The following is a 15315-nucleotide window of genomic DNA, read 5'->3' on the forward strand; positions in this document are numbered from 1 at the left end:
CTGGCTCTAACCTTTTCGCATTCACCAGGGGGGTCCCGGCAAGGGGCTGAGATACTGCTATCGTGCGCAGTGACCCGTTGAACCTGATCCAGTTCATACTGGCGTAGGGACGGTGCAAGCGCTCGAAGGCATTGGATTCACGCGCGGAATCCGTGCCGGCGTCTTTTCATCATTCCGGCTGAGGACTGGGTCTCCAAACTTGAAACTTGGAGCCTCAAACCATGAATATTGCCGCAAAGACCATCACCCCGACCGTCACAACAGGGCCCCTACCGGCCTCTCGGAAAATCTACATCCCTGGGGACATTCACCCCGATGTCCGCGTGCCGATGCGCGAAATCAGCGTCCACCCGACATCGGGCGAGCCACCGGTCACGGTCTATGATTCCTCCGGCATCTATACGGTCGAAGGCGCTGACATCAGCATCGAGCAGGGGCTTCCGGAACTGCGCCGCAGCTGGGTACTCGCGCGCGGCGACGTCGAAGCCTATCGGGGTCGCCAGATGCGCCCCGAGGATAACGGCTTTGCCAGCGGCGAGCGGCTGACGCCGGAATTTCCCGCCAAGCGCCAACCGCTCCGCGCCAGGGACGGCAAGGCCGTGACCCAGCTCGCCTATGCGCGCGCCGGTATCATCACGCCCGAGATGGAGTTCATCGCCATCCGCGAAAATCTCGGCCGCAAGGCTAAGGCCGAGGCAATTGTGCGCGACGGTGAGAGCTTCGGCGCCCATATTCCCGATCACGTCACCCCGGAATTCGTCCGACAGGAAGTCGCCGCCGGCCGCGCCATCATCCCCGCCAACATCAACCACCCGGAAGCCGAGCCGATGATCATCGGCCGGAACTTCCTGGTGAAGATCAACGCCAATATCGGCAACTCCGCCGTCACCTCCTCGATGGCCGAAGAGGTCGAGAAAATGGTCTGGGCCGCGCGCTGGGGCGCCGACACCGTGATGGATCTCTCCACCGGCCGCAACATCCACAACATCCGCGAATGGATCATCCGCAACTCGCCGCTGCCGATCGGCACCGTGCCGCTCTATCAGGCGCTGGAGAAGGTCGAGGGTATCGCCGAGAACCTGACCTGGGAGGTCTATCGCGATACACTCATCGAGCAGGCGGAGCAGGGCGTCGACTATTTCACGATCCATGCCGGCGTGCGGCTTCACTACATCCCACTTACGGTCAACCGCGTCACCGGCATCGTTTCACGCGGCGGCTCTATCATGGCCAAGTGGTGTCTTCATCACCATCGCGAAAGCTTCCTTTACGAGCATTTCGAGGAGATCTGCGACATCTGCCGCGCCTATGACGTCTCCTTCTCGCTCGGCGACGGCCTGCGTCCGGGTTCGATTGCCGACGCCAACGACGCCGCACAATTCGCCGAGCTGGAGACCCTCGGCGAACTGACGAAGATCGCCTGGGCCAAGGACTGCCAAGTCATGATCGAGGGCCCAGGCCATGTCCCGATGCACAAGATCAAGGAAAACATGGACAAGCAGCTCGCCGTCTGCGGCGAGGCGCCTTTCTACACGCTGGGACCACTGACGACAGATATCGCCCCGGGCTATGACCACATCACTTCGGGCATCGGTGCTGCGATGATTGGCTGGTTCGGTACGGCGATGCTTTGCTACGTCACCCCGAAGGAGCATCTGGGTCTCCCCGACCGCAACGACGTGAAGACCGGCGTCATCACCTACAAGATCGCCGCCCACGCTGCCGATCTCGCCAAGGGTCACCCGGCAGCTCAATCTCGCGATGATGCGCTGTCGCGCGCCCGCTTCGAATTCCGATGGGAGGATCAATTCAACCTGTCGCTCGATCCGGAGACGGCCCGCAGCTTCCACGACGAGACGCTGCCGAAGGAAGCGCACAAGGTGGCGCACTTCTGCTCCATGTGTGGCCCGAAGTTCTGCTCGATGCGGATTTCGCACGACATCCGCGCTGAAGCGCAGAAAGAAGGGCTCGACGCCATGGCGGCGAAATACCGCGAGGGTGGCGATCTCTATATGCCGATCGATATCATCCAAGAGTCGCGTGACTGAGATGCATGTCCTCGTCAAAGGGGCCGGCGTTGCCGGCCTCACGGTCGCGCACGAACTCACTCTTCGCAGTGCTGACGTCACCGTTATGGATCCGAATCCAGATTTCGGCCAGGCAGCCTCATGGCTCGCGGGCGGCATGCTGGCACCGTGGTGTGAGCGTGAAGGCGCGGACGAAGCCGTCTTGCTGCGTGGCCGCGGTGCCATCGATCGGTGGGACATGATGCTGCCCGGCGAGGTACACCGAAACGGCACGCTGGTCGTTGCCCCCGCGCGCGACCAGGGTGAACTCGATCGCTTTGCCAGCCGCACCAGCGGCCATGAATGGCTGGGCGAGGAGCAGATCGGCCCATTGGAGCCGGCTCTCGCAGGCCGCTTCAGGCGGGCCCTGTTCTTCCCGCTGGAAGGACATCTCGATCCGAGACGAGTGCTGGGTCTGCTGCGAGAAAAGCTCGCCGCCCGGGGCGTAGCATTCATCGGCCAAGTGGCCGAGACCACCGGCTACGACGACATCGTCGATTGCACGGGCGCAGCACGCATCGGGCAAACGAGCGGGCTTCGCGGCGTGCGCGGCGAAATGCTCTATCTACACACGCCCGAGGTCTGCCTCGCCAGACCCGTTCGCCTGCTGCATCCGCGCTTCCCCGTTTATATCGTTCCGCGTGGAAATGGCCTGTTCATGGTGGGTGCCACCATGATCGAGACCGAGTTCGCCGGTCCCATCTCGGCGCGTTCGATGATGGAACTGCTGAACGCCGCCTACGCTGTGCATCCCGCCTTTGCGGACGCTACCGTTATCGAAACCGGCGCGGGCATCCGGCCGGCATTCGCCGACAATTTTCCACGCGTAACCCGCGAGGCCGAGGCGGTCGTGCTCAACGGCCTCTATCGCCACGGCTTCCTGCTGGCGCCTACCATGGCGCAGGAAGCTGTGGACCTTGTCTTCTCCAGAACCGAACCAGGAGGAAATTGCTGATGAAACTGATCGTCAACGGCGAGCATCACGACCTCGCTGCGCCAACCTTGTCCGAACTGCTGACGCTGATGGAATACGAAGGCGACTGGCTGGCGACCGCCGTCAACGGCGAAATCGTCCACCGTGAGGACCGCGCCGACCACGCGCTCAACGACAACGACCGGATCGAAATCCTGTCGCCGATGCAGGGAGGCTGACCATGCTGACGCTCTACGACACCGTAGTCTCCTCCCGCCTGCTTCTCGGCACCGCACGGTATCCTTCACCCGCGATCCTCGCGGCGGCCGTCAAGCGATCGGGAACCGAGATCGTCACCGTCTCGCTCCGCCGCGAGACCGCCGGCGGACGGAGCGGCGGTGCCTTCTTCGAGATGATACGGGCACTCGGCGTTCGGGTTCTGCCGAACACGGCTGGCTGCCATGGCGTCTCCGAGGCCGTGCTGACAGCCAAGATGGCGCGCGAGCTTTTCGGCACCAATTGGATCAAGCTGGAGGTGATCGGCAATCACGATACGCTTCAGCCTGATGTTTTCGGCTTGGTGGAAGCCGCCCGCATTCTTTCCGCCGACGGCTTTGAGGTCTTTCCCTACACGACCGACGACCTCGTGGTGGCCGAGAAGCTGCAGGAAGCGGGTTGCCGGGTATTGATGCCATGGTGCGCCCCGATCGGGAGTGCCGCGGGACCGCTCAACCTCTCGGCGTTGCGTTCGATGCGCGCACATTTCCCAGACATTCCGCTCATTATCGATGCCGGGATCGGGCGGCCATCACATGCGGCGACCGTCATGGAGCTCGGCTTCGATGCCGTCCTCCTGAACACCGCTGTTGCCGGCGCCGGCGACCCCGTGGCCATGGCGGGCGCGTTTGCCAGGGCGATAGAGTCCGGCCGCGAGGCTTTCGGTGCGGGCATGCTCGAACCGCGTGATGTCGCGGTTCCCTCGACACCCATCATCGGAAAGGCCGTATTTGCATGAAGCTCGATCCCTTCTATCTCATCGTCGATAGCACCGAATGGATCGCACGGCTGGTGCCGCTCGGCGTCAAGCTCGTGCAGCTCAGGATCAAGGATAAAGAGACGGCCGAGCTGCACACCGAAATCCGAACCGCGAAAGCAATTTGCGCTAAGCATGGCTGTCAGCTCATCGTCAACGACTACTGGCAGCTTGCCATCGAAGAAGGATGTGATTTCGTCCACCTCGGTCAGGAAGATCTGGAAGCGGCCGATCTCGGCGCCATTCGTGCCGCCGGCCTGAAGCTCGGGCTGTCCACCCACGACGATGCGGAACTTGAGACGGCGCTGGCGGCAAAGCCGGACTATATCGCGCTCGGTCCGATCTATCCGACCATTCTCAAGCAGATGAAATGGTCGCCGCAAGGACCGGAACGCCTGCGCCTATGGAAGTCGCGCGTCGGTGACCTGCCGCTCGTCGCCATCGGCGGGTTGAACGTCGATCGGATCGAGGGCGTTTTTTCTCAGGGCGCCGACAGCGCTGCCGTCGTGACCGATATTACCCTGAACCCCGATCCGGAGACACGAACGCGGCAGTGGCTTGCTGCCACCGCACATTGGCGCAGTGTGGAAATGCCATTGGGTCGGTAGCAGAATAGAACGGTCGATGGGTCGTTCGGTCGCAACACCTTCAAAAATGATTGATTTGCGGATCGTGCTTCACCATGTTGAACCGGGGACTGGACAACAAGTTGGGCTTGGCACGTATGTTACAACGGACCGAGGAAACGGATGCCGCGCTGATCGACAGGCTTCAGCAAGGCGCATTCAATTATTTTCCGAAACACTACAATCCGGAAAACGGGCTGGTCGCGGACACGTCGATAGCGGGCGTTCCCTGCAGCATCGCCGCCGTCGGCTTTTCCCTGTCGTCCTATCCCGTCGCAGTCGAGCGCGGCTGGATGCAGCGTTCCGACGCGATCGAATACACGCTGAAGACGCTCTGCTTCTTTGCCAACGGCCACCAAGGTCGTGAGCGGCACGCGATCGGCTATCGCGGCTTCTTCTATCACTTCCTGCACATGGACACCGGCCACCGCGCCTGGAACAGCGAGTTGTCGACGATCGACACCACGCTTCTCGTCGCAGGCATGTTGACCGCCGCGGCCTATTTCGACCGCAACACCGAAGACGAGACGGAGATCCGCAGGCTCGCGAGTTTGGTCTACGAGAGAATCGACTGGCACTGGGCGCTGAACAAGGGCCAGACCATCTGCATGGGCTGGAAGCCGGGTAGCGGCTTCCAGCGTTGGCGCTGGCAGGGCTACGACGAAGCGATCCTGCTTTATACGCTGGCCCTCGCTTCCCCGACACATCCGATCCCGGCGTCGAGCTACGATGCCTTTACCGCGAGCTATTCGTGGATGCTGTTCGGCGACCAACCTTACGTCTATGCCGGCCCGCTCTTCATTCACTTCTTTTCGCATGCCTGGATCGATTTCCGTGGAATCCAGGACAAGGCGATGGCCGACCGCAACTGGGATTATTTCCGCAACACGCAGATATCGATCGCCGTACAGCGGGACTACGCCGAGCGCAATCCCGGCCACTTCGTCGGCTACAACAAGGACATCTGGGGACTGTCCGCCTCGGATGGCCCGCCTCCGACCCGCAACATGCGCGGCGGTCGCCACCCGCGCGTGCTCGGCTATGCCGCGCGTGGCGCACCGCTCGGGCCGGATGATGGCACAATCGCACCGTGGGCAGCGCTTGCATCGCTCCCATATGACCGCCAGGCCTCGCTCGATGGCCTTCGCGCCCTGATGTCCACCTATCCGAACCTGCTCTACGAGGATCGCTTCCCCGGTGGATTCAACCCGACCGTCAAGACCAAGCGACCTGAAGGTTGGGTCGACGATCGCTGCGTCGGCATCGACCAGGGCCTACTGGTCATGACGATCGAGAATGACCGCTCCGACCTCATCTGGGGTCTGATGCGGCGCTCACCGGTCATCCGACGCGGTCTCGAACTGGCGGGATTTAGCGGTGGCTGGTTGTCGGAAGGCGAGAGTTCCGAACGGAAGATCGCCTGATCAGCGACTTCCGAGAACATGCGCCTTGCCGGCGATGTCGAGGCGGACATGATCTCCGCGCTCGGGAAGCGCCACGCTTGACGTCTTGATCATGATCGGCGGAAGGGCAACGCCTTCAAGCGACACGGCGACGGTGCAGGTCGCCCCGCCGAATTCCACTTCGACGACCCGTCCACGATAGGTCTGCGCGCTTTCATCGGGAACGACCCTGATCTGTTCGGGCCGCAGCATGATCTCGACCTTGCCTTTATGGCCGCCGTCGACGGCGACACGGCCGAGCGCACAATCGGCAAAGCCGTCGCGAACGATGGCTGGAAGCATCACCGCGTCTCCGAGAAACAGAGCTGTCTCCCGATCGAGGGGCTGCAGGTAAACCGATTGCGGCGACCCGGCCTGGATCAACTTGCCTTCCCGCAGGACGGCAACCTGATCCGCAAAGGAGAGAGCCTCCGCCTGATCATGCGTAACGAGGATCGCGGTGATGCCTGCGGACTGAAGAACGCGGGCCACCGCCTTACGCATATTCTCGCGCAGACCGGTATCGAGCGCCGAAAACGGTTCATCGAGCAACATCAGACGCGGCTTGCGGCCGAGCGCGCGGGCAAGTGCCACACGCTGCTGTTGGCCGCCGGAAAGCTGGTGCGGCCGGCGGGTGAGCATGTTGCGGTCAAGCTCGACCATATCGAGCAGGTCGATAATGCGTCGTTCGCGATCGGGCGCGCCGCGCTCGAAGCCAAAACCGATATTGTCGGCAACGCTCAGATGCGGAAACAGCGCCCCGTCCTGCGACACGATCCCGATGCCTCGCTTGTGCGCAGGCACCGCTACCGGACCATCGGCCAGAAGCTCGCCGTCAAGCGTCACACGGCCTTCGTCGGGCTGCTCGAAGCCGGCGATGATGCGCAGCAGCGTCGTCTTGCCCGACCCTGACGGCCCGACAACGGCGGTGCGGCTTCCGGCGGCGACATCGAGTGAAATGTCCTGCAATGCCTGGACATGCCCATAGCGCTTGCTGATGCGATCGATCGTAAGCAGCGTCATTGTCCGGCAGTCCGTTTCGATTGGGCATAGAGAAGAAGGGTGAGGGGCAGCGATAGCACGACCATCATGAATGCGTAAGGCGCCGCCGCCACGTAGTCGATCTCGCTGGTCAGCGACCAGAACTTCGTCGCAAGAGTCTCCACCCCGTTTGGCGCCAGCATCAATGTCGCGGTGAGCTCGTTGGTAATGCCGAGACCGACGAGCGCAACGCTGGCGGCCGCGCCCGGCGCGGCCAGCCGCATGGTGATCTGTCGCACGGCCTGGGCAGGTGTCCGGCCAAGACCCATTGCAGCACGCTCGAGCTCCACGGGCGCTTGGGCGATGCTGGCGCGCAGGCCCACCATGGCGCGCGGCAGGAACAGCAGGATGTAGGCAGCAACGAGGGTCGCGAAGGTCTGGTACAGGGGCAGAACAAGCCGGACGGTAATCGTCACCAGCGCGAGCGCGACGACAACGCCCGGCAGCGAGCCGACATAGTAGTGGCAGGCCTCGAGCAGGCGCTGCAGACGCCCTGGCGCTCGGACCGAAAGCCAGGCCATCGGCGCGGCGGCAATCGTGGCAAGCACGCCGCCGGCGATGGCAAGAATAATGGTTTGCACAAACGCATTGCCGACCGTGTCGACGCGCCAGACCTCGAGGCCGCCGAGATAGAGCCACCGCACCAGCGTCACCAAGGGAACACCGAGCGTCAAAGCCGCCAGACCCACCTGCAGTATGATCGCAGGCACTATGAACCCGCCGAGCCGGCGGCGATCCGCGGGCCGCGCAGAACCGGATCCAACGCGGGCATACCGCTCATTGCCGCGCAACAGGATTTCAAGACCTAGCAGAAGCAGGCAGCAAGCGACAAGAACGCCACCCAGCATGTTGGCGGCGGGGCTGTTATAGGCGGATTGGAACTGGTCGACGATCGCTGTTGCGAAAGTGTCGAAACGGATCATCACGAAGAGGCCGTACTCCGACAGCAGGTGCAGCCCGATCAGCAGCGAACCGCCGCAGATGGCGAAGCGCAACTGCGGCAGGATGGTGCGGAAGAACAAGCGCCACGGTCCGAGGCCAAGGGAAGAGGCCGCGTCCTCGATGGCTGGATCCAGCCGGCGCAAGGCAGCGGCAACCGGCAGATAGAGAAACGGAAAGTACGCCAGTACGGAAACGAAGACACCGCTCTGCAGCCCACGCATGCCGGGAACGACGCTGATCCAGGCGTAGCTATGGACAAAGGCCGGCACCGCCAGCGGCGCAACCGCCAACCACGACCAAAGCCGGGCGAAGGGGATGTCCGTCCGTTCGACCAGCCAGGCCAGCGTTACGGCAAGGGCGATCGACAGCGGAATGGTAAAGGCTTCCAGCAGCACCGTATTGACAAGCAGTTCGCCAACGCGCGCACGAAACACCAATTCCTTGACGGTCTGCCAGCCGACATCAAAGGTTATCCAGCCGATGAAACCAAGCGGAACCAGGCTGAACAGCGCCACGACGGAAGCAAAGAGGATGACGGAAGCGTGGGGCAAACGCGCCCGCAGCCGATCTATTCCCGCCACCGGCCGCACCATCGGCCTTTCATGACCGGGAACAAGCAATCTGTTGTCCTGCAGCAAGGCCTGCCGCCTTTATACGCTGAAAAAGGAAGGCAACCGCCTATGAAAGGCGGTTGCCGATTTCGTCATGCCCTACGTTTTTCTTGAGCCAAAAGCAACAGTTTTAGCCCCCGGGCCCGTGACAGAAAGACTTAGATGATGCCGGCGGCCGTCATCAGTTCCGTCACCTTCTTGCTGTTCAAGTTGGCTGCATCGACCTTCGGTGCATCGAGATCAGCCAGCGGAACGAGCTTCTCATTCGATGCTGCATCCTTGCCGACCGCATATTCGTAGGACGTGCCGTTCTTGAGGATGTCCTGGCCCGGCTTGCCGGTGACGAATTTGAGGAAAGCCTGAGCCTCCTTGGCATGCTGGCTCGACTTCAGAACGCCGCCGCCGGAAATGCTGACGAAGGCGCCGGGATCCTGGTTCTTGAAGTAGTGCAGGGCAACGTTCTTGCTGTTCTCACCGGTCTTCGCCTGATCGCCGAACCAGTAGTAGTGATAGATCACCGCACCCTCGACTTCGCCGGCATTGACCGCCTTCATGGCGACGCTGTTGCCCTTATATGGCGTGGAGTTTTCCTTGAGCGCCTTGAGCCAGGCTGCGGTCGCTTCCTCGCCCTTGAGCTCGAGCAAGGCGCTGACGATCGCCTGGAAGTCGGCACCAGCAGGCGCAGCGCCCCAACGACCCTTCCAGGCCGGATCCGCGAGGTCGAGCAGCGACTTCGGCAACTTGTCTTCGGTCAGCTTCGTCTTGTCGTATGCAAAAACCGTCGAACGGGCGGCAATGCCGGTCCACATGCCGTCAGACGGACGATATTGCTCTGGGACCTGCTCGAGGGTTTCCTTGTCGACCGGTGTAAACAGGCCGGCGGCGTCGACCAGCGTCATGGCCGGAGAGTTCTCGGTCAGGAATACGTCTGCCGGCGACGCGTCGCCTTCCTGGACGATCTGGTTGGCGAGCTGCATGTCGCTGCCCTGGCGCACCGTAACCTTGATGCCGGTTGCCTTGGTGAACGCATCGATCCACTCGCGCCCGAGGCTCTCGTGTTGCGCATTGTAGACGACGATACCTTCGGATTCCTGCGCGACAGCGGCGCCGGTGGCCAGCGAAGTTGCGGCAACGAGCGAGGCGGCAAGCGCCAGCGCGCCGGAAAGGCGATTAAGGGAAGTTGTCATGAAGCCCTCCATTGTTTCACCGGGGATCCCGGGATGATGAGCCGTATATTTTTGTTGATTTGGAATTTCAAGTTTTAGTGATGGCACAAATATCACAAATACTTGAAACCATTGATCAACTTTAGAATCGTTCTAGAGCTCGCAGATCGTCGCAATCACTTCGTCCTCGACATCGATGCCATGCTCCAGCGCCTGGCGTCGGGCAGTTTGGCCGCGACGCCCCGGAAGCCGCACTCCGGGGTCGGATGAAATCTCGTCCACCAGCCTGGCCAGCCGTTCCGCCACGCCCTTTCCACCGCTGGCGACAGGGTTGATCACGACAAGCATCTGCCCGAGGCCGGGCGCCGAACCCTTGTCGTCAAAAAGCGAGGAGGACTCGAACGAGAAATTGGCCCCGGTCAGTGCGCCGGCGAGGAATTCGACGATCATCGCCAGCGCTGCCCCCTTGGCTTCGCCGGATGGGGCCATCGTCCCCTCGAGTGCCGCAACCGCATCCGTCGTCGGCTGGCCATTGCGGTCAAAGGCCCAATCCGCAGGGATAGCGACGCCTTTCTGGCGCGCAGCCATCACCTTGCCGCGGGCGACGCGCGAAAGGGCCAGGTCAATAACGAGCGGGTCGGCCTCCGGGATCGGCGCGGCAAACGCGATCGGATTCGTTCCAAAGACGGGTTTGCGCCCGCCCCAGGCGGCCATGGACGCCGTGGCGTTGGCGACCATCAGAGCGACAAACCCCATGTCCGCAAAGCGCTCGACGGTCAAGGCAAGCACGCCGGCGTGGTGCGAACGATGAACCGCTGCCAAGGCGATACCCTGCTCCCTGACGATCTCCGGAAGCGCTGCAGCGGCAAGATCAAAGGCTGGATAGGCGTAGCCATGGCAGGCGTCGATGCGCACGACGGCGGGAAACTGCCGTTCGAGCTGCGGCCTGGCGAATCCGTCGACCTTGCCTGCCTTCGCCTGTTTTGTATAGGCCTCGACCCGGCGCAGGCCATGACCGCCTTGTCCAGCAGCTTCGGCGGCAACGAGTGCCCTGGCGACCGAGCGCGCATTGGCCTCGTCCACACGATTGCGCGTCAAGGCATCGACAACGAGCGTTTCCGCCGCAGCTAGGGTGAAATGCATGGCAACCTGCAAAACGAAAAAGGGTGATGACGTGTTATGTCATCACCCGTTCGGCTGCAATGCAGCAACGATCATTCGACGTCGAACTTGACGCCCTGGGCAAGTGGCAGCGTCTTGCCGTAGTTGACCGTGTTCGTCGCCCTGCGCATGTAGGCTTTCCAGGCGTCCGAACCGGATTCGCGACCGCCGCCAGTTTCCTTTTCACCGCCGAAGGCACCACCGATTTCGGCCCCGGACGGACCGAGGTTGACGTTGGCAATACCGCAGTCCGAACCGCGAGCAGAAACGAAGGTCTCGGCCTCCCGCATATCGTTCGTGAAGATCGAAGAAGACAGTCCCTGCGGCACCGCGTTGTGCAGTTCCAGAGCCTCATCGAAATCCGTGTACTTCATAACGTAGAGGATCGGCGCAAATGTCTCATGCTCGACGGGGCCGGCCTGAACAGGCATCTCAACGAGCGCCGGCCGGACGTAGAAGGCGTCTCCCGCACCGTTCTCGACGCRCTCGCCACCGGTAACCTTGCCACCGGCAGCCTTCGCTTGCTCAAGAGCCGACTGCATGTTCGTAAAGGCCTGCCTGTCGATTAGAGGCCCGACAAGCGTCCCCGTTTCCAGTGGGTTGCCGATCGACACCGAGCCATAGGCCTTCTGCAGGCGTGGAACGAGCTTGTCATAGACGCTCTCGTGCACGAACAGGCGACGCAGCGTTGTGCAGCGTTGACCGGCCGTGCCCATGGCCGAAAAGGCAACGCCACGCAGCGTCAGGTCAAGATCGGCCGTCGGGCAGATGATCGCTGCATTGTTGCCGCCGAGCTCGAGGATGGATCGCGCAAAGCGCTGTGACAGGCGGGGACCAACAACGCGGCCCATGGCCGTCGAACCGGTCGCCGAGACGAGCGGCACCTTGGGATGGTCGACAAGCACTTCCCCGACATCGCGTCCACCAATGAGCAACGTCGACAGGTTCGAAGGTGCCGCGCCCCCTTCGGCAACGAACCGCTTCAATGCCTTCTCAAACAGCGCCTGAACGGCAAGCGCTGTCAGCGGCGTCTTCTCAGACGGCTTCCAGACTGTCGAATTACCGCAAACCAACGCCAGGGCAGCATTCCACGACCAGACGGCGACCGGGAAATTGAAGGCCGAGATGATGCCGACCACGCCCAAGGGGTGCCAGCTTTCCATCATCCGGTGTTCGGAGCGCTCGGTGGCAATGGTCAGACCGTAGAGCTGGCGGGACAGGCCGACGGCAAAGTCGCAGATGTCGATCATTTCCTGGACTTCGCCGAGCCCCTCGGATGTGATCTTGCCAACCTCGATCGAGACGAGGCGGCCGAGAGCGGCTTTTGCCGAGCGGAGCTCTTCGCCGAGCAGGCGCACGAGTTCGCCGCGCTTCGGTGCCGGGACGGCCCGCCATTCGAGGAATGCCTTGTGTGCAGCCTCGATGGCGTCCTTTGCTTCTGAAGCAGAATGCTCCTTCAGCGCACCGATCTCCTTGCCGGTGACCGGAGAGGTAACGCGAAGCGTGCCGCCGATATAGCGATCAGCGCCGACGCCCAGTTCCGTGAGCAGTTTTTTCGTCTCGGTGGCGAGATCAAGTGCAGAGATGGTCATGGGGTCAACCTCGGTTCTCAAAATCGGGCGTCTGCGAAATGGGCCACTTGGGCGCCGGCTTCGTACCACATTTCCTTCACCGCGCGGAAGCTAGGTTCGGACGGTGCTGTAAGGGGCAGTGGCAAGTCCGCTTCCGTCGTCTGCCCCAGGATGAGCTGGGCGAGCGTGCGGCCAAACACTGTGCCGGGCGCGATCCCGCGACCGTTGTAGCCGGAGAAGCCCACAACATTCGGCGCAAACCTGTGGAAGCGGGGCAGCGCATTGTCGGTCATCCCGATCTTGCCGTACCACTCGCATTCGAACTCGACATCGCCAAGCTGCGGAAAGAGCTTTTTCAAGGACCGTTTGGCCCAGGCCGTGTGGATTTGAAGCCCGGTGTTGCGCAGCGCACCGACGCTGCCGAAGACCAAGCGTCCCGCCTGGTCCATGCGATAGGAGGAGAGGATTTCCTTCGTATCCCAAACGCCTTCGCGCCCGGCAAGGATCGAGCGGCGCAAATTGTCGCTGAGCGGCCGGGTTGCAAGATTGAAATAGGGCAGATGGACCTGCTCGTTGCGTACCGCTTCCCAAGGGCCTGTGCTGTAGGCGTCCGTCGCCACGATGATCCAGTCGGCCGTAACCTCTCCCTTTGCAGTGCTGACGGTCCAGCGATTGCCCTTCCGCTCAGTTCCGATGACCGGGCTCGACGTGTGGATTGAAACGCCAGCCTTGACGGCCGCATGCGCAAGCCCGCGGGCGTAGGCGAGCGGCTGAAGTGTGCCTGCGCGCATGTCGAGCAACGACCCGGTATAGGCGCTGCTGCCGACACGCTTGGCCGTCTCCGCCGCGTCCAGCAGCGTCACCGGAGCGCCGCGTGCCGCCCATTGCCGCGCGCGATCCTCGATTTCCTTCAAGCCACTTTCGCCAACGGCGACGTGAAGCGTGCCATTTCGTTCAAGCTCGCAGGCGATGCCGTGCTTGTCGATCAACTCCATTACAAGCCGCGGCGCGTTGCCCAACAGGTCCAGCAACCGCTCGCCATAGACCGGGCCGAGAACACCGGGAAGGTCATCCGGCATGACCCACATGCCGGCGTTGATGAGGCCGACGTTGCGGCCCGCACCGCCGAAGCCGATTTCCTTGGCTTCCAGCAACACGACCTTCGAGCCCGCTTCCGCCAGATGGAGACTTGAGGAAAGGCCGGTATAGCCTCCGCCCACGACCACGACGTCGGCGTTCACAGCGCCTGCGAGCGCCGGTGTCACGGGCGGCTGAGGAGCGGTTTTTTCCCAGAGGCCGTGGGAGCGGGGATCGTTCAGCATCGATCAAAATCCATCCATTAGGCAGGCGGCATTCTAGCGCCGTGCGATTGCTTGTTAAACCGCTGATCAGGTTGCCGATCGCAGCCAGGAGTACGCACCAGGCAGTTCGATCGCATTTTTCAGTTCATTCCGATTCTGTCAGATGGATGACTTTACAAAGCCGGATAAGCCGTAAATATCGACATTTAGGAAATAGCTTATTCTAAAATGGAATGATGGATGCTGGCATCGCGACGCTTTCTTCCGTCGACATCCCTGCTTATCGCCTTCGAGGCTGTATCACGCACCGGCAGCGTGACGGCCGCCGCGCGCGAACTCGACCTTACTCAGAGCGCTGTCAGCCGCCAGATCAAGGCACTGGAAGAGCAGCTCGGCGTCGAACTCTTCGTGCGCGAGCGCCAAACCGTGCGGTTGACGCTGGCCGGCGACGGCTATGCCCGCGAGATACGCGAGGCGCTGCGGCGCATTTCGAGCGCATCACTCAATCTTCGTGCCAATCCGCATGGTGGTACGCTCAACCTGGCGATTCTTCCCACCTTCGGGACGCGCTGGCTGGCACCCCGGCTGGGAGGTTTCCTTGCCGCCAATCCGGGAGTGACGATCAATCTTGTCACCCGGCTGTCACCCTTCGACTTCCGGCTCGATTCGATCGACGCGGCCATTCACTTCGGCCACGCTCATTGGCCGGGCGCGGAGCTGACATTTCTAATGTCGGAGAAGACCATTCCGGCCTGCAGCCCCGAATTCCGCAGCCGACATGCGATCAACGCGGCACAGGATCTACTCGATGCCCCGCTGCTGCACCTGACGACGCGCCCGGATGCATGGGAGCGCTGGTTTGCGGACAACGGCGTGAGCTTTCAAACCGTGCACGGCATGCTCTTCGATCAGTTCGCGACGGCAGCCCAAGCAGCGATGGCCGGTCTCGGCGTTGCGCTGCTGCCGACGTTCCTGATTCAAGATGAATTGAAACGCGGCGACCTTGTTGCAGCCGTTGATCGCGAAACGGAAAGCAGCGAGCACTACTATCTTGCCTATCCGCCAGAACGGGCCGACTACGCGCCGCTGGATGCATTTCGCGACTGGATCGTTCGAGAAGCCGCGATCTGAAGCCTTGCGCTGACATGGCGCTTTCGATCATTATGCGCCGAACCAGAATATGATGCAGGAAACTCCGATGAAGCCAATTTTCGTTCAGCTCCAGTGCGCGCCAGGCAAGACCTACGAAGTCGCCGATGCCATCTACCAGACCGAGCGCGCTTCGGAGCTCTATTCGACGAGCGGCGACTATGATCTCCTGCTCAAGGTCTACATCGAAGAGGGGCAGGACATTGGCAAGTTCATCAACGATAACATCGCCAACATCCCGGGCATCGTGCGTTCCCTGACGACACTGACCTTCAAGGCCTTCTGAACTGCCG

At 62.0% G+C, this 15315-nt stretch carries 13 protein-coding genes, 1 pseudogene and 1 riboswitch; of the genes and pseudogenes, 8 read left to right on the forward strand and 6 right to left on the reverse strand.

Going from position 1 to position 15315, the window contains the following annotated elements; all coding sequences use genetic code 11:
- Positions 1 to 16: 16 nt before the first annotated feature.
- Positions 17 to 128, forward strand: a riboswitch (TPP riboswitch).
- A gap of 93 nt (positions 129 to 221) precedes the next feature.
- From thiC to AC1DE4_RS12105, 6 genes are all read left to right on the forward strand, one after another.
- Positions 222 to 2048: a phosphomethylpyrimidine synthase ThiC gene (gene thiC / locus AC1DE4_RS12080; RefSeq protein WP_025658104.1), complete on the forward strand. Its 1827-nt coding sequence runs from the start codon at positions 222 to 224 to the stop codon at positions 2046 to 2048.
- Between the two features lies 1 nt (position 2049).
- Positions 2050 to 3021, forward strand: coding sequence for a glycine oxidase ThiO (thiO, locus tag AC1DE4_RS12085; RefSeq protein WP_025658103.1), 972 nt, complete (start codon positions 2050 to 2052; stop codon positions 3019 to 3021).
- A complete protein-coding gene (gene thiS / locus AC1DE4_RS12090; protein ID WP_025658102.1) occupies positions 3021 to 3218 on the forward strand; it encodes a sulfur carrier protein ThiS in 198 nt (65 codons plus the stop codon). The genes thiO and thiS overlap by 1 nt, the downstream gene beginning before the upstream one ends.
- A 2-nt stretch (positions 3219 to 3220) precedes the next feature.
- Positions 3221 to 3994: a thiazole synthase gene (locus tag AC1DE4_RS12095; RefSeq protein WP_025658101.1), complete on the forward strand. Its 774-nt coding sequence runs from the start codon at positions 3221 to 3223 to the stop codon at positions 3992 to 3994.
- Entirely contained in the window at positions 3991 to 4620 is a 630-nt protein-coding gene (locus AC1DE4_RS12100; protein ID WP_025658100.1) for a thiamine phosphate synthase, read from the forward strand. The genes AC1DE4_RS12095 and AC1DE4_RS12100 overlap by 4 nt, the downstream gene beginning before the upstream one ends.
- A gap of 116 nt (positions 4621 to 4736) precedes the next feature.
- Positions 4737 to 6062, forward strand: coding sequence for a glucoamylase family protein (locus AC1DE4_RS12105; protein WP_025658099.1), 1326 nt, complete (start codon positions 4737 to 4739; stop codon positions 6060 to 6062).
- Here AC1DE4_RS12105 and AC1DE4_RS12110 read toward each other — a convergent pair whose 3' ends face one another.
- From AC1DE4_RS12110 to AC1DE4_RS12135, 6 genes and pseudogenes are all read right to left on the reverse strand, one after another.
- Positions 6063 to 7103 carry an ABC transporter ATP-binding protein gene (locus AC1DE4_RS12110; protein ID WP_025658098.1) on the reverse strand — a complete coding sequence of 347 codons (1041 nt, stop codon included), beginning with the start codon at positions 7101 to 7103 and terminating at the stop codon, positions 6063 to 6065.
- Positions 7100 to 8717 (reverse strand): annotated as a pseudogene (locus AC1DE4_RS12115) (ABC transporter permease). The gene AC1DE4_RS12110 and the pseudogene AC1DE4_RS12115 overlap by 4 nt, the downstream one beginning before the upstream one ends.
- Before the next feature lie 115 nt (positions 8718 to 8832).
- Entirely contained in the window at positions 8833 to 9861 is a 1029-nt protein-coding gene (locus AC1DE4_RS12120; RefSeq protein ID WP_025658097.1) for an iron ABC transporter substrate-binding protein, read from the reverse strand.
- A gap of 132 nt (positions 9862 to 9993) precedes the next feature.
- Complete coding sequence (locus AC1DE4_RS12125) at positions 9994 to 10983, reverse strand: Ldh family oxidoreductase (RefSeq protein ID WP_477881444.1); 990 nt, start codon at positions 10981 to 10983, stop codon at positions 9994 to 9996.
- 71 nt (positions 10984 to 11054) lie between these two features.
- On the reverse strand, positions 11055 to 12593 hold the full coding sequence (gene amaB / locus AC1DE4_RS12130; protein WP_477881446.1) for an L-piperidine-6-carboxylate dehydrogenase: 1539 nt from the start codon (positions 12591 to 12593) through the stop codon (positions 11055 to 11057).
- A gap of 17 nt (positions 12594 to 12610) precedes the next feature.
- Complete coding sequence (locus tag AC1DE4_RS12135) at positions 12611 to 13894, reverse strand: NAD(P)/FAD-dependent oxidoreductase (RefSeq protein ID WP_025658095.1); 1284 nt, start codon at positions 13892 to 13894, stop codon at positions 12611 to 12613.
- Between the two features lie 219 nt (positions 13895 to 14113).
- Here AC1DE4_RS12135 and AC1DE4_RS12140 point away from each other — a divergent pair, with 219 nt between their 5' ends.
- Together AC1DE4_RS12140 and AC1DE4_RS12145 are read left to right on the forward strand one after the other, a co-directional pair.
- The gene (locus tag AC1DE4_RS12140) at positions 14114 to 15004 is read left to right on the forward strand and encodes a LysR family transcriptional regulator (protein ID WP_025658094.1); all 891 of its coding nucleotides are present in this window, start codon (positions 14114 to 14116) and stop codon (positions 15002 to 15004) included.
- Positions 15005 to 15071: 67 nt separating this feature from the next.
- The gene (locus AC1DE4_RS12145; RefSeq protein WP_007794587.1) at positions 15072 to 15308 is read left to right on the forward strand and encodes an Lrp/AsnC ligand binding domain-containing protein; all 237 of its coding nucleotides are present in this window, start codon (positions 15072 to 15074) and stop codon (positions 15306 to 15308) included.
- The last annotated feature ends 7 nt before the right edge of the window (positions 15309 to 15315 follow it).

The organism is Rhizobium sp. 10N414, assembly GCF_056394785.1.

What these genes read in the sequence shown, in the direction of transcription:
- AC1DE4_RS12105 (WP_025658099.1), top strand. Translation starts at nt 4,737, where the DNA reads ATGTTACAACGGACCGAGGAAACGGATGCCGCGCTGATCGACAGGCTT.
- AC1DE4_RS12125 (WP_477881444.1), bottom strand. Translation starts at nt 10,983, where the DNA reads ATGCATTTCACCCTAGCTGCGGCGGAAACGCTCGTTGTCGATGCCTTG.
- AC1DE4_RS12140 (WP_025658094.1), top strand. Translation starts at nt 14,114, where the DNA reads ATGCTGGCATCGCGACGCTTTCTTCCGTCGACATCCCTGCTTATCGCC.
- AC1DE4_RS12145 (WP_007794587.1), top strand. Translation starts at nt 15,072, where the DNA reads ATGAAGCCAATTTTCGTTCAGCTCCAGTGCGCGCCAGGCAAGACCTAC.
- AC1DE4_RS12120 (WP_025658097.1), bottom strand. Translation starts at nt 9,861, where the DNA reads ATGACAACTTCCCTTAATCGCCTTTCCGGCGCGCTGGCGCTTGCCGCC.
- thiS (WP_025658102.1), top strand. Translation starts at nt 3,021, where the DNA reads ATGAAACTGATCGTCAACGGCGAGCATCACGACCTCGCTGCGCCAACC.
- AC1DE4_RS12095 (WP_025658101.1), top strand. Translation starts at nt 3,221, where the DNA reads ATGCTGACGCTCTACGACACCGTAGTCTCCTCCCGCCTGCTTCTCGGC.
- AC1DE4_RS12135 (WP_025658095.1), bottom strand. Translation starts at nt 13,894, where the DNA reads ATGCTGAACGATCCCCGCTCCCACGGCCTCTGGGAAAAAACCGCTCCT.
- AC1DE4_RS12110 (WP_025658098.1), bottom strand. Translation starts at nt 7,103, where the DNA reads ATGACGCTGCTTACGATCGATCGCATCAGCAAGCGCTATGGGCATGTC.
- thiO (WP_025658103.1), top strand. Translation starts at nt 2,050, where the DNA reads ATGCATGTCCTCGTCAAAGGGGCCGGCGTTGCCGGCCTCACGGTCGCG.
- AC1DE4_RS12100 (WP_025658100.1), top strand. Translation starts at nt 3,991, where the DNA reads ATGAAGCTCGATCCCTTCTATCTCATCGTCGATAGCACCGAATGGATC.
- thiC (WP_025658104.1), top strand. Translation starts at nt 222, where the DNA reads ATGAATATTGCCGCAAAGACCATCACCCCGACCGTCACAACAGGGCCC.